This window comes from Cellulomonas sp. H30R-01, assembly GCF_010119915.1.
Classification (GTDB): domain Bacteria; phylum Actinomycetota; class Actinomycetes; order Actinomycetales; family Cellulomonadaceae; genus Cellulomonas; species Cellulomonas algicola.
Genome location: NZ_CP048210.1, coordinates 2310432 through 2325637, shown reverse-complemented (window position 1 = coordinate 2325637; position 15206 = coordinate 2310432). Strand labels below are relative to the sequence as shown.

The window sequence follows — 15206 nt, the reverse complement described above, 5'->3', positions numbered from 1 at the left end:
CCCGTGCGGGCACGGGCTGACGCGACGGCGCCCGGCGCGGGAGCATGCCGACATGACACCTGCTGGTCACCGAGATCTCGGGAGCACCGAGCCGGCCGACGGTCCCGGCGGCGCGACGCCCGTCGCCGACGGCGTCGCGGTCGAGCGCCACGCGTCGTGGCTCGAGCTGTTCTTCGACCTGGTCGCCGTCGCGGGCATCGGCGCGCTCGCGCACCTGCTCGCGCACGAGCGCACCGGCGTCGGCCTCGGCGTCTACGTGCTCGCGTTCGCGGCGTTCTGGCTGGTGTGGGCGTGCTTCACGACCTACGCGGACATCGCCGGGGAGACCACGCGCACGGTCACGATGCTCGCGGGGATGCTCGCGCTCGGCGTCATGACCGCAGCCGTCCCCGGGATCGAGGGCGAGCACCAGCGCGCGTTCGCGGTCGCGTACGTCGTCGGGCGCGTCGTCGCGTCCCGGCCGTGGCGCCGGGCGTCGGTCGTCGTCGACCTCCCGCTCGTCCAGACCGGTGCCGGCGTGCTGCCGTGGGTCGTGTCGTGGTGGGTCGAGGGCCCCGCCGTCTACGCGCTGTGGGCCGTCGGGCTCGCGCTGGACCTCGGTGTGCTGCTCGCGAGCACACGGTCGCGGGTGCTCGCGTCGGCGCAGGCACGCCTCGACCGCGCGATCGCGGCGTGGCAGCGGAGGCGCGACGAGCGCCACGACCGCCGCGGCCACCCGTCGGGCGACCGTGCCGCGGGCGCGCGACGCGCGCGTGGAGCCCGCCCCGACGCGCCGCGCCCCGGTGGTCCACGCGTCGGCCGCGACGGCGAGCGCGGGCCCGGCCGCCGTGAGGTGCCGACGACGCTCCAGGTGCTCGGCGCCGACGTGCCGCACCTCGGCGAGCGCATGAGCCTGTTCGTCCTCATCGTGCTCGGCGAGTCCTTGATCCAGGTGATCGACGGCGCGAGCGAGGCGGAGTGGGGCCGGACGCTCGCCGTCGCGGGCCTGGGCGCGTTCGCGCTGCTCGTCGGCCTGTGGGCCGTGGCCGTGCGGTGGGGGTCGGCGGGCGTCGCGCTCCTGCCACCGGGGTCGCTCGAGCCGCGGCTCGCGTGGGCGGCGCACCTCGTCTCGACGTGCGCGCTCGCCGCGGTCGCCGCGACGCTCGCGCCGTTCGTCGCCGAGCCGCACGCCCTCGTGCCCGACCGCGACCGCTGGTTCGCCGTCGGCGCCTACGCGACGTACGCGCTCGTCGCGGCGAGCATCCACGTGGCCCTTGCCGTGCGGGACGGCCGGGCCGGCGCCGGCCCTGACCAGCGGCGGGCGAGCGCGCAGCGGGCGGTCGCGATCGGCGCGCCCGCGCTCGTCGTCGTCACGCTCGCCGGGGTGCACGTCGCCCCGCCGGCCGTCCGGCTCGTGTGGCTCCTCGCCGGGGGCGTCGTCCTCATGCCCGCGCTGCTCGGCGTCCTGCGGCGCCGGGACGAGCGGCAGCGGGCCCTTGCACCTCACGTGACGTGAGGGCCTAGCGTCGGCGGTGCGGGCGCCGGTGCCCGCGGCACGTCCGCCCGGGAGGATGCGATGACCCAGCTGGTGCCCTACCTGACCGTGCACGACGCCGCGACGGCGATCGACTTCTACGCGACCGCGTTCGGCGCGACGGAGAGCGGCGAGCGGTACACGGAGGACGACGGGCGCGTGGGGTTCGCGGCGCTCGCGATCGACGGCCTGCCCTTCTACCTCTCCGACGAGTACCACGACTACGGCGCCTACGCCCCGGCCACGCTCGGGCACGCGACGGCGGCCGTCGTGCTGGAGGTCGACGACGTGGACGCGGTGTACGCGCGCGCGGTGGCGGCGGGGGCGACGGTCGACCGCGAGCCCGCGGACCAGGGCGACGAGCGGCGCGGCTGGCTCGTGGACCCGTTCGGTCACCGCTGGGCGATCCACTCGCCGCTCTGAACCGCGGCGACACGGGCCGACGGGTCCCGACGAGCGTGAGGCGGGCGGGGTGAGCGAGCAGGCGGACGACGGCGTCGCGCCGGGCGAGGGGACCGGCGGCGCGGGCTGGCGCGTGGGCGACCTGGCCGCGCTCACAGGGCTGACCGTCCGCACGCTGCACCACTACGACGACGTGGGGCTGCTGCGGCCCGACCGGACGGCCGCCGGTCACCGCGTCTACCGGCGGGCGCACCTCGAGCGGCTGTACCGGATCAGCGTGCTGCGGCGGTTCGGGGTGTCGCTCGACGACATCGCGGCGGCGCTCGACGACCCGGGGTGGACGCTCGACGGGGCGCTGCGCACGCACCTCGTCGAGCTGGAGGACCAGGTGCTGCGCATGGAGCGGCTGCTGCACCGGCTCGCGGCGACACGTCCCGACGTCGCCGCCGACGGGGCGGCACGGGGCGACGACGTCGCGGGCGACGTGGACGTGTGCCGCCGGCTGCTGGCCCTCCTGGAGGACACCGCGGTCGCGTCGACCGAGCCGCTGCGGCGCGTCGCGGTCCTCGTGTACGCCGACCTGGAGGCCGCGCACCGGCACCTCGTCGAGGTCTTCGGGCTCGAGCCGGGGCCGGTGCACCGCGACGACGCGGGCACGGTCGTGCACGGCGAGGTCCGGACGGCCGACGGGATCGTCATGCTGCACCGCGTGGCGCCGGAGTGGCGGCTGGTGTCGCCCGCGACGCTCGGTGCCGCGACCGGGATGCTCGTCGTGACGGTGCGGGACGTGGACGCCCACCACGCGGCGGTCGTCGCACGCGGCGGCACGGTGACGTACCCGCCGACGGACCAGCCGTACGGGGTGCGCGAGTACGGGGCGATCGGGCCGGAGGGGGAGCCCTGGTCGTTCTGGTCGCCACTCGGTGGGACCTGATCGTCGCGCCGGGTCTTGCGAACGATGTATCAACGATATATCGTTCACGACGTCGGCATCGCGCTGCACCCCTCCCGGGACACCCGGTCGAGCCGTGCCCCGCATCCCCGCCGGCCCCCACGATCCCGAGGAGCTCGTCCATGCGACACCACCACTTCCACCACCACCCCGCCGGCCCCGACGCGTTCGAGGAGGACGCGGGCGGGCGCCCGTCCGGCCCGCCGTTCGGTCCCGGGTTCGGCCCGGGCTTCGGTCCCGGCTTCGGCCCCGGCGGTCCCGGACCGCGCGGCGGCCGCGGCTTCGGCGGCCACCACGGCGGCCCCCACCCGCGCCACGGCGGACGCCGCGGCGGGCGGGCCGGTCGCGGCGACATCCGCGCGGCCGTCCTCCTGCTGCTCACCGAGCAGCCCATGCACGGCTACCAGCTCATCCAGGAGATCGGCGAGCGGTCCGAGGGTCGCTGGCGGCCGAGCCCGGGCGCCGTCTACCCGGCGCTCGCGATGCTCGAGGACGAGGGTCTCGTCACGCTGTCCGCCGAGGGCGGGCGACGCCTGGCCCGGCTGACCGAGGCGGGCGCGGGCTACGTCGAGCAGAACCGCGAGGCGCTCGGCACCCCGTGGCTCGACGCGGCCGAGCGGCCCGTCCACCCGGGCAAGGCGCTGCGGCCCGCGGTCGAGGCGCTGTCCGCGGCCGCCGTCCAGGTGGCGCGCACCGGCACGCCCGAGCAGGCGACCGCCGCGGTCGCCGTGCTCGACCGAGCCCGTCGTGACCTCTACCTGCTGCTCGCGGGGGAGGGTGCGGCACCGTCCACGGACGAGCCGTCCGCCGACGCCTGACCCGGGCGCCCGGCCTCAGGCCCGTGTGCTCACGAGGCCCCCGACGCGCACGCCGCGTCGGGGGCCTCAGCGCGTCCGGGCGCTGCGGCGCACGCGGACCTGTCTGCGGTTCTGCTCAGCCTGGAGGTGTCGCAGAGGTCCGAGACGGCGCTGGTGCCGACCGCCGTGACCAGCGTCTCGTCGAGACGAAGCGGCCCGTCGACTATCCTGGGCCCTGGTTCACGAGCTGCAGCGTCAAGTACCCGGCTGGCTGCACGGCAACCCTCCTGATCGAGCGGGGTGCCCCGGGGCGAGAACCGGTGGTGCGTCACGGCGGCGCCCACAAGTCGACCGGCGCCCTGGCGCCCGAGGAGGACGCATGACCCCGCAGCCCGTCGCCCGCGCGCTCGTCGCCCGGCCCGTCGGCGCCGCCCGCGAGACTTATCCCGACGTTACCGGTCGGAATTTGACACGTGTCCAGCAGGTTCGCTTCACTGACGCCACTGCCCGGCACACCGTCGCCGGCGCGCGAGGAAGAGGTCGATCGATGGACACCCGCGAGGCCCGCACCATGACCGCCGCCACGGCCGTCATGTGTCGCATGCCCGCGTGTCCGGCGACCCACGGCCAGCTGGTCTGACACCGGCACAGCGCCGCCACCGCCGCACCTGAGCCGCCCGGCGCACGACGCCGCGCGCCTCGACCGACGGCTTCCCGCCGTCCTCGTCCCACCGCCGCACCGGCCCACGGCCACGCGGCCGGCGTCCCACGACGCCTGTCCCTGACCCGCCCGGATCCGTCGGGCACACCGCAAGGAGACACCCCATGTCCGAGAACGTCCCCGTCCTCCCGGCGAAGAACGGCGGCAAGCGCCGCACCGGTCTCGTCGTCGGCGCGGTCGTCGCCGTCGTCGTGCTCGTCGGCGCGCTCGTCTTCGCGTTCACGCGTCCCGACGCCGACGACTCCGCCGCCGGTGACGGCGCGACCGTCGTCCGCCTCGGCACGACCGACGTCGGCCAGCCGCACTGGGAGATCCTCAAGGACCTCGCCGCGGAGGAGGGCATCGACCTCGAGATCGTCGGCTTCTCCGAGTACACGCAGCCGAACCCGGCGCTCACCGAGGACGAGATCGACCTCAACGCGTTCCAGCACATCCTGTATCTGGCCGACCACAACAACAACACCGGCGACGACCTGCAGCCCATCGGCTCGACGCTGATCGTCCCGCTGCCGCTGTACTCGCAGAAGCACACGGACGTCTCCGAGTTCACGAAGGGCGAGCAGGTCGCGATCCCCAACGACGCGACCAACCAGGCGCGCGCGCTGTTCGTGCTCGAGGAGGCCGGCCTGATCGAGTTCACCGGCGAGCCGAAGGTCCCGACGCCGGACGACGTCGACACCGACGCGTCGACCGTCGTCGTGCGCCCTGTCGAGGCGTCGCAGACCGCGGGCCTCATCGGCGACCCCGACGTCGCGGGCGTGATCGTCAACAACAACTTCGCGACGGACGCGGGCTTCGACCTCGACAGCTACGTCTTCGCGGACGACCCGAGCTCGGCCGGGGCGCAGCCGTACATCAACATCATCGCCGCCCGCCCGGACGACGTGGACAACCCGACGTACCAGAAGATCGTCGAGCTGTACCACGACCCGAAGGTGCTCGAGTCGGTCGTCGAGTCGTCGGGCGGCACCGCCACGATCGTCGAGGGCTACGACGCCGCGAAGCTCCAGGACGTCCTGGCGCAGACGCAGGAGAACCTCAAGGCCGCTGGCTGAGCCGTCCGCGCGGTCCGGTCCCCACCACCCCCGGGGACCGGGCCGCGCGGCCGTCGTCCTTCCGTGAAAGGTCCCCCCACGTGACCCCCATCATCGAGTTCCGCGACGTCACCAAGGTGTTCGACGGCCCGAACGGGCCGATCCGCGCCGTCGACGGCGTCGACCTCGCCGTCGAGCAGGGCGAGATCTTCGGCGTCATCGGCTACTCCGGCGCCGGCAAGAGCACGCTCGTGCGGCTCATCAACGGCCTCGAGCGCGTCACGTCGGGGCAGCTGGTCGTCGACGGCGACGACGTCGCGTCGCTGTCCGAGCGCGCGCTCGAGCGCAAGCGCCGCGACATCGGCATGATCTTCCAGCAGTTCAACCTGTTCTCGTCGCGCACCGTCGCCGGGAACGTCGCCTTCCCGCTCAAGGTCGCCGGCTGGCCCAAGGCCGACCGCGACCGGCGCATCGCCGAGCTGCTCGACTTCGTCGGCCTGCTCGACCGCGCGCACTCCTACCCGGACCAGCTGTCCGGCGGGCAGAAGCAGCGCGTCGGCATCGCACGGGCGCTCGCGGCGCAGCCCAAGATCCTGCTCGCCGACGAGTCGACCAGCGCGCTCGACCCGCAGACCACGCAGGACGTCCTGCACCTGCTGCAGAAGGTCAACCGCGAGCTCGGCGTGACGATCGTCGTCATCACGCACGAGCTCGAGGTCGTGCGGTCCATCGCCGACCGCGTCGCCGTCCTGGAGGACGGGCGCGTCGCCGAGCAGGGGAGCGTGTTCGACGTGTTCACGCGCCCGCAGGCGGACGTCACGCAGCGGTTCGTGTCGACCGTCGTGCACGACCGGCCGCGCGGCACCGTCCTCGAGCGGCTCCAGCGCACCCACACCGGGCGGATCGTCACCGTCACCATGACCGACAGCTCGCGGCTCGGGTCGGTGCTCGCGTCGGCCGGGGCGTCGGGCGTCGCGTTCGAGATCGTGTACGGCGGCATCGGCACCCTGCAGGACCAGTCGTTCGGGTCGCTCACGCTCGCGCTCGACGGGCCCGACGCGGCCGTCGACGCGCTCGTCGCGCAGCTGGGCGCCGTCGCGCCCGTCGAGGAGGCCGTCCGATGACCGCGCTCACGTCGGCCCTCGCGACCGGGCTGCCGGCCGTCGCGTCGCCGTCCGCCGCGACGGTCCTCCCCGCTGCCGGGGACTTCGACCCCGCCTTCCACGGCCCCAAGCTGCTGGAGGCCGCGGGCGAGACGCTCTACATGGTGTCCGCGACGCTGCTCATCGGCGGGGTCCTCGGGCTCGTTCTCGGCATCGCGCTCTACACGACGCGTCGGGGCGGGCTGCTGTCCAACCGGCCGGTGTTCGGCGTGCTCAACCTCGTCGTCAACGTGTTCCGGCCGATCCCGTTCCTCATCCTGCTGATGATCATCGCGCCCGTGACCGTCGGGCTGATCGGCACCCGGCTCGGGAGCACCGCGATGATCGTGCCGCTGTCGTTCGCGGCGACGTTCGGGGTGTCCCGGATCGTCGAGCAGAACCTCGTCGCCATCGACCCCGGCGTCATCGAGGCGGCCCGCGCGACGGGTGCCTCGCGGTGGCGGATCGTGCTGACGCTGCTGGTCCCCGAGGCGCTCGGTCCGCTGATCCTCGGGTTCACGTTCGTGTTCGTCGCGCTCGTCGACATGTCCGCGCTCGCCGGGACGCTCGACGGCGGCGGGCTCGGCGCGTTCGCGCTCGACTACGGGTACAAGCGGTGGAACTTCGCGGTCGTGTGGATCACGGTGATCGTCATCATCGTGCTCGTCCAGCTGGCCCAGTCCCTGGGCAACCGGCTCTCCCGCCGCATCCTGCGCCGCTGACCCGGCTCCGTCGCTCCGTCGACACCGACATGGTGGCCGTCCGACAGCTCGGGACGGCCACCATGTCGATCTCGCGCGGGGAGGGGGGTGTCAGGGGCGGGACGGGCGTCCGCCCTGGCCGCCTCCGGGGCCGCCGCCCATGCCGGCCTGGGCCTCGCCCGCCGTGGCCGTGGCGGACGTCGTCGCCGACGACGCGTCGCCGTCGTGGGACAGGCCCGTCGTGTCCGGCGTGCCCGTCGCGCCGCCGACGAGCGCCGTGTACGTCGCGCCGTCGGTGACGTCGGCTGACGAGTAGACGACCGAGGAGAACGACTTCGGCGCCGTGAAGGACGCGAGGACCGTGCCGTCCTCCGCGGCGACGTGCACGACCGTGCCGGCCTGCTGCGTGCCGTCGAGCGTGAGGCCGACGAACGACTGCGGGGAGCCGTCCGACGGGGTCTGCGCCATGCCCGACGCGCCGACGGCCAGGAGCTCGCCGCCGCTGATCTCGAACGTGCCGTTGTAGTCGAGCGCGCCGTTGCCCGAGCTCGTCGGGCCCGCGACGACGACCGTCCCGCCGCTCATCGTGATCGAGCCGTTGGAGTCGAGGCCGTCGCCCTCGGCGTCGACCACGAGCGTGCCGCCCGTGATCTCCAGCAGGACGCCGTCCTGGGCGGAGAACTCGCCGCCGCCGGGCATGCCGCCCGCGCGCGGGTCGGTGCCGGTGCCGTCGGCCGCCGGGTCGGAGCCGGCCGCCGGGTCGGAGCCCGCCGCCGTGCCCGAGCCTGCCGCGGTGCCCGCACCATCGGCCGCGTCCGCGGCGTCGGTCGTCGTCGAGCCCGCCGTCGCGTTGACGCCGTCGTCGCTCGTCGTCAGGGAGGTGTCGCCGCCCGCGACGGTGATGACCGGCGCCTCCAGCCCTTCGACCGCCGTCGCCACGTCGAGCGTGCCGCCCGCGACGCGCAGCGCGCCCTCGGCGTGGATGCCGTCGTCGCCCGTCGCGAGCGTGACGTCGCCGTCGGTGACCGCGACGACACCGTCGGAGTGCACGGCGTCGTCGGCCGCGTCGACGCGCAGCGTGCCGCCGCCGACGACGACGGACACGTCGCCGACCAGTCCCTTCGGGGAGGCGTCGTCGGCGACGGTCGCGTCGTGCCCGCCGCCCGCGGTGAGCGTCACCGTCCCGTCGGCGAGCACGACGTCGGTCGCGGCGGTGACGCCGTCGTCGCCGGAGACCAGGGTGAGGTCGCCGCCGAGGACCGCGACGTAGCCGAGCGCGGCGTCGTCGGCCTCGTCGGACTTCAGCGCGTCGCCGCCGGCCGTCACGTCGAGCGTGCCGTCCTGCACGACGAGGTAGTCCTTGCCGCGGATCCCGTCGTCGACGGCGTCGACCGTGATCGTCCCGGACTCGACCACGAGGCCGTCCTTGCTCGCGATCCCGTCGTTCGAGCGGCCCTCGACGTCGAGCGTCCCGCTGCCCGTGATCGTGAGGTCCGCGGTGCTGAACAGGGCCGCGTTCGGCTCGTCGGTGCCGGCGTCCGGGTACACGTACGTCGTCGCGTCGGCCAGGTGGTTGGTCGACCCGTCGGCGAGCACGACGACCACGTCGCCGGCGTCCGTGACCTGGAGCGGGGACGTCGTCGAGCTCGTGAGGTCGGCGCCGTCGAGGACGAGGACGACCGTCCCGTCGTCGGGGCTGTCCACGACGAGCGACCCGTCGGTGAGGGTGCCGGAGACGGCGTACGTGCCGGCGGCGGTCACGGTGACGGTCGATCCGTCGACCGTCGCGCCGTCGCCGTCGACCGTGACCGTCGTGCCGTCCAGGGTGATCGTCGTCGCGGACGACGTGTCGTCGGTCGCCGTGGTCTCGTGCCAGGCGGTGTTGTCGGCGAGCGTGCTCTCGACGGTCACGTCCGCGTCGGTGGCCGTCGCGGTCGCGGTGCCGGCCGAGGTGCCGGACGAGCTCGAGGCGGCGTCGGCCGCCGAGCAGCCGACGAGGGTCGCGGCCACGAGGCCGGCGAGCAGGGCGGTGGGGGCGACGAGGCGCCCGCGGTGGTGTCGCACGGTGGTGCTCCGATCGGGTGGGTGGTGGGAGGTCAGCGGGTCGCCGCGGCGACGTGCTGGTCCAGCACGCGGCGCCACGGCGTGGCGGGGAGGTCGGGGTGCAGGACGGCCAGGCCGGTGCCGTACTTCGAGACGCGCACGGGCCGGTGGCCGTGCCGCCAGAGCAGCCGGTCGGTCGAGGACGGCGTCGAGCCGGTCTTGGTCTCGACGATCGCGAGGCCGCGCAGGGGGAGCGAGCGGCCCGTCGACGGGTCGGTCCAGACGAGCCCGGTGTCGACGGTCGTCCGCGACGCGGCGGTGCCGGAGCGCCAGGTCGCGGTCGGGCGTGCGGCACCGACTTCGGCCGGCCCGCCGACCGACGCGCGGGACGGTCCCGCACCCGGCGCACCGCCCGCGGCCGCGCGTGGTGCGTCGGCGTCGCGAGGCACGTGGACGTCCCGAGCACCTGACGCACCCGGCACGTGCAGCGTCACCCGGTCGTACGTCGTGACGAGCGTCGGCAGCAGCGGGCCGTCGAGCGTCGCCGACCGCTCGTCGCCGAGCGCCGCCGCCGCGAACGAGCAGGCCGCGTCGTCGAGCGCGGCCGGGCCGGTGTGCGGCCGGCGGTCCTTGACGGTCGTGCCGCGCGGGCCGCGGGTCTTGACCTCGACCCAGCACGCGCCGTCGTCGACGTAGGTGCGGGTGCGGACCTTGAACCGCCGGCGGCGACGGCGTGCGGCGCCCAGGTAGCTGCTCAGCGCGGGGGTGTCGAAGTACACCGACCGGTAGGCGGACGTGCGTCGGCCGTCGATCTCGAGGACCCGGGTCGCGGGGTCGAGCTCGTCGAGCAGCAGGTCCAGCGCGCTCACGGGCAGCACGTACTTGCGGTCGACGCGGGTCTGGAGCGCGGCGTCCGCGAGCAGCTCGTCGAGCGTGACGGGCGTGAGCCGGTGCAGGACGTCGGGGGTCATCGCTGCGCCACCGCCCACCGGTCGGCCTCGTCCGGCCGCGGGGTCGCGGCGACCGGGTCGGCCCGCCGCGCGGTGGGGACGACCGTGCCGCGCGGGTCGGCGTCGTACCGCACGTCCACCCAGGTCGTGTCGTTGACGAGGTCCAGCCGCTGCACCGACACGCGCCGCACGCGCCCGCCGAGCAGCTGCTCGAGGTGCGCGACGAGCGCGGTCTCGTCCGCGACGGCGCGGTCGACGACGACGGTCTGCTGCCGGTACCGGCTGAGCAGCCGGGGGCTGTCGGCGATCGCGAGGACCAGCACGACGACCGCCATGAGCGCGATCCCGACGGGCGCCGCCGCGAGCCCGCCGATGAGGCCGAGGGCGAGCGACGCGAAGTAGTAGGCGACCTCGGTCTGGCTGAGCTCGGCGGAGCGGAGCCGGATGATCGACAGGACGCCGAACAGCCCGAGGCCGAGGCCGGCGCCGACCGTGCTGCTCGCGAGCGTCGCCGCGACGGCCAGCACGCCGACGTTGACGCCGAGGTAGGCGACCGCGAGGTCGCGGCGCCGGTGCCGGGGCAGGTAGAGGGCGAACGTGAGCACGAGGACCGCGACGAGGTCGGCGGCGTAGAGGACGGTGGGGGACATGCGGTGGCTCCTGACTGGTCGGGCGTGGTGACCAGTCAGCCGTGGCCTGCTGGGCGCACGCTGTGCGACGGCTGAGGCCGGGGTCAGCGTCCGCCGTGACCCCGGCCTGCGTGCCGCGCGACCGGGCCGGTCAGGCGGCGGCGCCCGCGCGTGCTCGACGCCCGCCCGGGACGGCGTCGGTGTCCTGCGAGACGGCGATCGACCGGCGTGCGAGGTCGTCGCGCTCGACCGCGTCGGCGAGCACGCGCCCGACCTGCCCGCGCGACACCTTCATGCCCTTGACGTCGCCGTTCGTCGTCGTGAAGGCGGGGTGGGGGATGTCGTCGTCCGACAGGTAGACGGGCTGCACCTCGACCCAGTCGAGCTCGGTCGCGCGCAGCTCGGCGGACGTCCGCTCCTCGTCGGCGATCTGCGGTGCGATGAGCAGCCCGAAGAACAGCTTCGCGGAGAACGGCAGCCGGTCGCGCGTGGTGCCGACGCCGTACGACGACTGCACGACGATCCGGCGGACCCCGTGCCGGCGCATCGACGCGACGACGTTGCGGGTGCCGCGCGAGCGGACGTCGATGGGGGTGCCGGCAGGGCCGCGCAGGCGGACCCGGAGCGGGTTCTCGCTGATGCCGAGCGTGACGACGACGGCGTCCTGCCCGGCGACGAGCGCGTCGACCGTGGCGGGGTCGGTCGCGTCGCCGTCGACGCCGCGGACGTGCGGACCGGTGAGCGCGGCGGCGTGGCGGGACAGGGCGGTGACCTCGTGGCCACGGCGGACGAGCTCGGCGACCGCGGCGCGGCCGGACCCTCCGGTGGCTCCGACGACGAGGACCTTCATGTTGGGCTCCTTCGGTGGGGGAGCGGCGGGTGCTGCTCCGTGGTGCTCCCAGCACACCGCTCGGGGCGCTGGACGGTCTATGCTCGTGAGTCGCCGGAACATGACAGATCGTCCAGCGTCGGAGGTGCCCGATGAGCGCGCTCGCCCCCGAGGTCCCGTGGGGCTCCGTCGACCCGGTCGGCGAGGCCCTGCACCGGCTGCGCGTCACCGGCTTCTTCTACTGCCACACCGAGGCCACCGGCCCGTGGGCCGTCGACATGCCCGCGTTCGGCGAGTGCGTGAGCTTCCACGTCGTCGCCGAGGGCGAGTGCTGGGTCGAGGTCGACGGCGTCCCACCCGTGCGGTTGCGGGCGGGGGACCTCGCGCTCGTACCGCACGGCCGCGGGCACGTCCTGCGCAGCGCACCCGGCGTGCCGTCGATGGGCCGCGTCGACGAGCTCCCGCAGGACTACGTGAGCGACCACTACTCGGTGCTGCGGTACGACGGCGGCGGCCCGCGCACCGACCTGGTGTGCGGCGTGCTGTCCGTGGACGGCCCGGCGTCGCGCCTGCTCCTCGAGCTCCTGCCGCCCGTCGTGCACGTGCCCGCCGACGACGGCGCGGCGCCGTGGATCGCCGGGACGCTGGGCCTCATGGCCGACGAGCTCACGCGCACCCGGCCCGGCGGCGAGGCCGTCACGACCCGGCTCGCCGACATCCTGGTCATCCAGGCGATCCGCGCGTGGGTCGACGCGCAGTCCGCGACGACGGGATGGCTCGGCGCGCTGCGCGACCCGCACGTGGGCGTCGCCGTCGCGGCCGTCCATCGCGACCCGGCCCGCCCGTGGACCGTCGAGGCGCTCGCGCGCGAGGCGACGATGTCGCGCTCCGCGTTCGCGGCGCGGTTCACCGAGGTCGTCGGCGTGCCGGCCATGCAGTACGTGACGTCGTGGCGCATGCACGTCGCGACCGACCTGCTCGCCGCGGGGGAGCCCGTCGCGCGCGCGGCGACGGCGACGGGCTACGACTCGGAGGCCGCGTTCAGCCGCGCGTACCGCCGGGAGACGGGCCGGGCACCGGGTGCCGTCCGCCGCGCGGCGGTCACCGCGACGTGACCGGCCTCAGGACGACGGGGCCGGTGCGGTCGAGCTGCGGGTGACCAGGTGGGCCGGCGGCACCGTGTAGGAGCGGACCGGCCCGGCGGCGACGACGTTGAGCACGCAGTCGCCGACCTGGACGCCCAGCGCGTGCACGTCGAACGCCATCGCGGACAGCGGCGGTGCGGCGTGCCGCGCGAGCGGCGAGTCGTCCCACGCGAGCAGCGAGAGGTCCGCGGGTACGCGCAGGCCGGCCTCGCGTGCGACGTCGAGCGCGGCGACGGCCATGACGTCGTTGTCGAACACGATCGCGGTGGGCCGTGGGTCGCGCGCCAGCAGGTCGCGCGTCGCGGCGGCGCCGGACGCCTCGCCGTAGTCGCCCTCGACGACCGTGCCGTCGACGCCGAGCGCGGCGCAGCGCTCGACGAACGCGTCGGTGCGCGTGCGGGTGTGCGCGAGGTCGTGCGGGCCGGTGACGCGCGCGAGGCGCCGGTGGCCGAGCGCGACGAGGTGGTCGACGGCCTCGTGCGCCTCGGCGGCGTTGTCGACGAACACGTTCGCGACGGGCAGGTCGCGCGACGGGCCGCCGACGACGACGGCGGGCACGCCCAGCGCCGCGAGCGCGTCGAGGCGCGGGTCGTCGACGGTGAGGTTGTGCAGCACGACGGCCTCGACCTGGTGCTGCTCGGCCCACCGTCGGTAGGTCGCGAGCTCGGCGTCGAGCGAGCCGACGATGTGCAGCAGCAGCGAGCGGCCCTCGGCGGAGATCGACTCCTCGATGCCGGCGATGAGCTGCATGGAGAAGGCCTCGAGCCCCAGCAGCCGGGTCGGCTGGCGGAGCACCAGGCCGACGGCGTGGATCCCGGGCGTCACGCGGCGAGCCTAGCCGCCGCACCCGTGCCGTCCCACGAGCGCGGGCGCGCTCTACAACGTTGGAAATGTGTCGTACGGTGGTGCGCAGCCCACCCCGGTCACCGCCGACGGGGTGCCGAGAGGAGCCGCCGTGACCACCGTCGACCCCGACGTCCCCACCTCCCGACGCGAGCGCCGCACCGTACGGCTCGCCGCCACGCCCCCGATGGGGTGGAACAGCTGGGACTGCTTCGGCACGACCGTCACGGAGGACGAGGTGCTCGCGAACGCGACGGTGCTGCGGGACCGGCTGCTCCCGGCGGGCTGGGACACGGTCGTCGTCGACATCGCCTGGTACGACCCGACCGCTCGCGCGCACGGCTACAACGACGGCGCCCCGCTCGTGCTCGACGACCACGGCCGCCAGCTGCCCGCCCCGAACCGGTTCCCGTCGGCCGCGGGCGGCGCGGGGTTCGCCCCGCTCGCCGACGCCGTGCACGGCATGGGCCTGAAGTTCGGCGTGCACCTCATGCGCGGCATCCCGCGCCTGGCCGTCGAGCGCGACCTGCCGATCCTCGGGACGACGTGGAGCGCGCGTGACGTCGCCGCCCCGGACGACGCGTGCGCGTGGAACCCGGACAACGTCGGCGTCGACCACGACCACCCGGGCGCGCAGGCCTGGTACGACGCGCTGATCGGCCAGCTCGCCGACTGGGGCGTCGACTTCCTCAAGGTCGACGACATGCTCGCGCCGTACCACGACCGCGACGTCGAGGCCGTCGCCCGGGCGATCACGCGCAGCGGGCGCGAGATCGTGCTGTCGCTGTCGCCCGGGACGCACCTGTCGACCACCCACCTCGGCCACCTGCGCGAGCACGCCCAGATGTGGCGCATCAGCGACGACCTCTGGGACCGGTGGGAGGACGTGCACGCCCAGCTCGCGCGCCTCGCCCGGTGGGCTCCGTACCAGCGGCCCGGCGGGTGGGCCGACGCGGACATGCTGCCGCTCGGGCGGATCGGGGTGCGGGCCGAGCGCGGCGAGCCGCGCGACAGCCGCCTCACGCCCGACGAGCAGCGCACGCTCCTGACCCTCTGGGTCATGGGCCGCTCACCGCTCATGGTCGGCGGCCACCTGCCTGAGACCCACGACGCGACGCTCGACCTGCTCGCCAACCCCGCGCTCGCGACCGTGCTGGCCCGCAGCACCGAGAACCGCGAGATCGTCCGTGAGCCCGTCGACGACGGCGAGCTCGTGGTCTGGACCGCCGCGTCCGGCGACGACGACACGCGCTGGGTCGCCGTCTTCTGGACCGGGCCGACGGAGCGCCGGCTCACCGTGCCGCTCGCCTCGGTCGTGGGCGCCGTCGCGGCCCGCCGGCCGTGGCGCGCGACGGACCTGTGGAGCTCCGGTGAGGCCGTGCGGCTCGACGGTGCGCTCGACGTCCTCGTCGCGTCGCACGGCGTCCGCTGGTTCGCGCTCGACCCCGCCTGACCCGTCGCCCGCGTCCACCCGCCGCCCGAGACCCCACCCACCGACCCGGCAC

At 75.1% G+C, this 15206-nt stretch carries 15 protein-coding genes and 1 riboswitch; of the genes, 10 read left to right on the top strand and 5 right to left on the bottom strand.

Features of this window, described 5'->3' with window-relative positions; translation table 11 throughout:
- Positions 1–52 precede the first annotated feature (52 nt).
- From GXP71_RS10350 to GXP71_RS10315, 8 genes are all read left to right on the top strand, one after another.
- Positions 53–1495, top strand: coding sequence for a low temperature requirement protein A (locus tag GXP71_RS10350; RefSeq protein ID WP_162352588.1), 1443 nt, complete (start codon positions 53–55; stop codon positions 1493–1495).
- Positions 1496–1555: 60 nt separating this feature from the next.
- Positions 1556–1936: a VOC family protein gene (locus GXP71_RS10345; protein ID WP_162352587.1), complete on the top strand. Its 381-nt coding sequence runs from the start codon at positions 1556–1558 to the stop codon at positions 1934–1936.
- A gap of 49 nt (positions 1937–1985) precedes the next feature.
- On the top strand, positions 1986–2849 hold the full coding sequence (locus tag GXP71_RS10340) for a MerR family transcriptional regulator (RefSeq protein ID WP_162352586.1): 864 nt from the start codon (positions 1986–1988) through the stop codon (positions 2847–2849).
- 140 nt (positions 2850–2989) lie between these two features.
- Entirely contained in the window at positions 2990–3685 is a 696-nt protein-coding gene (locus GXP71_RS10335; protein WP_162352585.1) for a PadR family transcriptional regulator, read from the top strand.
- A 217-nt stretch (positions 3686–3902) separates the two neighbouring features.
- A riboswitch (SAM riboswitch) is annotated at positions 3903–4017 on the top strand.
- A gap of 26 nt (positions 4018–4043) precedes the next feature.
- On the top strand, positions 4044–4304 hold the full coding sequence (locus tag GXP71_RS10330; protein WP_162352584.1) for a hypothetical protein: 261 nt from the start codon (positions 4044–4046) through the stop codon (positions 4302–4304).
- A gap of 185 nt (positions 4305–4489) precedes the next feature.
- On the top strand, positions 4490–5440 hold the full coding sequence (locus GXP71_RS10325) for a MetQ/NlpA family ABC transporter substrate-binding protein (RefSeq protein WP_162352583.1): 951 nt from the start codon (positions 4490–4492) through the stop codon (positions 5438–5440).
- Between the two features lie 80 nt (positions 5441–5520).
- Positions 5521–6543 carry a methionine ABC transporter ATP-binding protein gene (locus GXP71_RS10320; RefSeq protein WP_162352582.1) on the top strand — a complete coding sequence of 341 codons (1023 nt, stop codon included), beginning with the start codon at positions 5521–5523 and terminating at the stop codon, positions 6541–6543.
- Entirely contained in the window at positions 6540–7283 is a 744-nt protein-coding gene (locus GXP71_RS10315) for a methionine ABC transporter permease (RefSeq protein ID WP_162352581.1), read from the top strand. Before GXP71_RS10320 ends, GXP71_RS10315 begins: the two co-directional genes overlap by 4 nt.
- A 90-nt stretch (positions 7284–7373) precedes the next feature.
- Here GXP71_RS10315 and GXP71_RS10310 read toward each other — a convergent pair whose 3' ends face one another.
- From GXP71_RS10310 to GXP71_RS10290, 4 genes are all read right to left on the bottom strand, one after another.
- Positions 7374–9326, bottom strand: a complete 1953-nt coding sequence (locus tag GXP71_RS10310; RefSeq protein ID WP_202924235.1) for a carbohydrate-binding domain-containing protein — start codon at positions 9324–9326, stop codon at positions 7374–7376.
- A 32-nt stretch (positions 9327–9358) separates the two neighbouring features.
- Positions 9359–10276: a VTC domain-containing protein gene (locus GXP71_RS20350; RefSeq protein WP_238402372.1), complete on the bottom strand. Its 918-nt coding sequence runs from the start codon at positions 10274–10276 to the stop codon at positions 9359–9361.
- On the bottom strand, positions 10273–10905 hold the full coding sequence (locus GXP71_RS10295; protein WP_162352580.1) for a DUF4956 domain-containing protein: 633 nt from the start codon (positions 10903–10905) through the stop codon (positions 10273–10275). Before GXP71_RS10295 ends, GXP71_RS20350 begins: the two co-directional genes overlap by 4 nt.
- Before the next feature lie 130 nt (positions 10906–11035).
- Positions 11036–11734 (bottom strand): NAD(P)-dependent oxidoreductase, encoded by a 699-nt coding sequence (locus GXP71_RS10290; protein ID WP_162352579.1) that lies wholly within the window; start codon positions 11732–11734, stop codon positions 11036–11038.
- A 131-nt stretch (positions 11735–11865) separates the two neighbouring features.
- On the opposite strand from GXP71_RS10290, the gene GXP71_RS10285 reads away from it, so the two are divergent.
- Positions 11866–12828 carry an AraC family transcriptional regulator gene (locus tag GXP71_RS10285; protein WP_162352578.1) on the top strand — a complete coding sequence of 321 codons (963 nt, stop codon included), beginning with the start codon at positions 11866–11868 and terminating at the stop codon, positions 12826–12828.
- A gap of 6 nt (positions 12829–12834) precedes the next feature.
- Here the strand turns inward: GXP71_RS10285 and GXP71_RS10280 are convergent, their stop codons facing one another.
- Entirely contained in the window at positions 12835–13683 is an 849-nt protein-coding gene (locus GXP71_RS10280; protein ID WP_162352577.1) for a LacI family DNA-binding transcriptional regulator, read from the bottom strand.
- 130 nt (positions 13684–13813) lie between these two features.
- On the opposite strand from GXP71_RS10280, the gene GXP71_RS10275 reads away from it, so the two are divergent.
- Positions 13814–15154 carry an alpha-galactosidase gene (locus tag GXP71_RS10275; RefSeq protein ID WP_370520928.1) on the top strand — a complete coding sequence of 447 codons (1341 nt, stop codon included), beginning with the start codon at positions 13814–13816 and terminating at the stop codon, positions 15152–15154.
- Positions 15155–15206 lie beyond the last annotated feature (52 nt).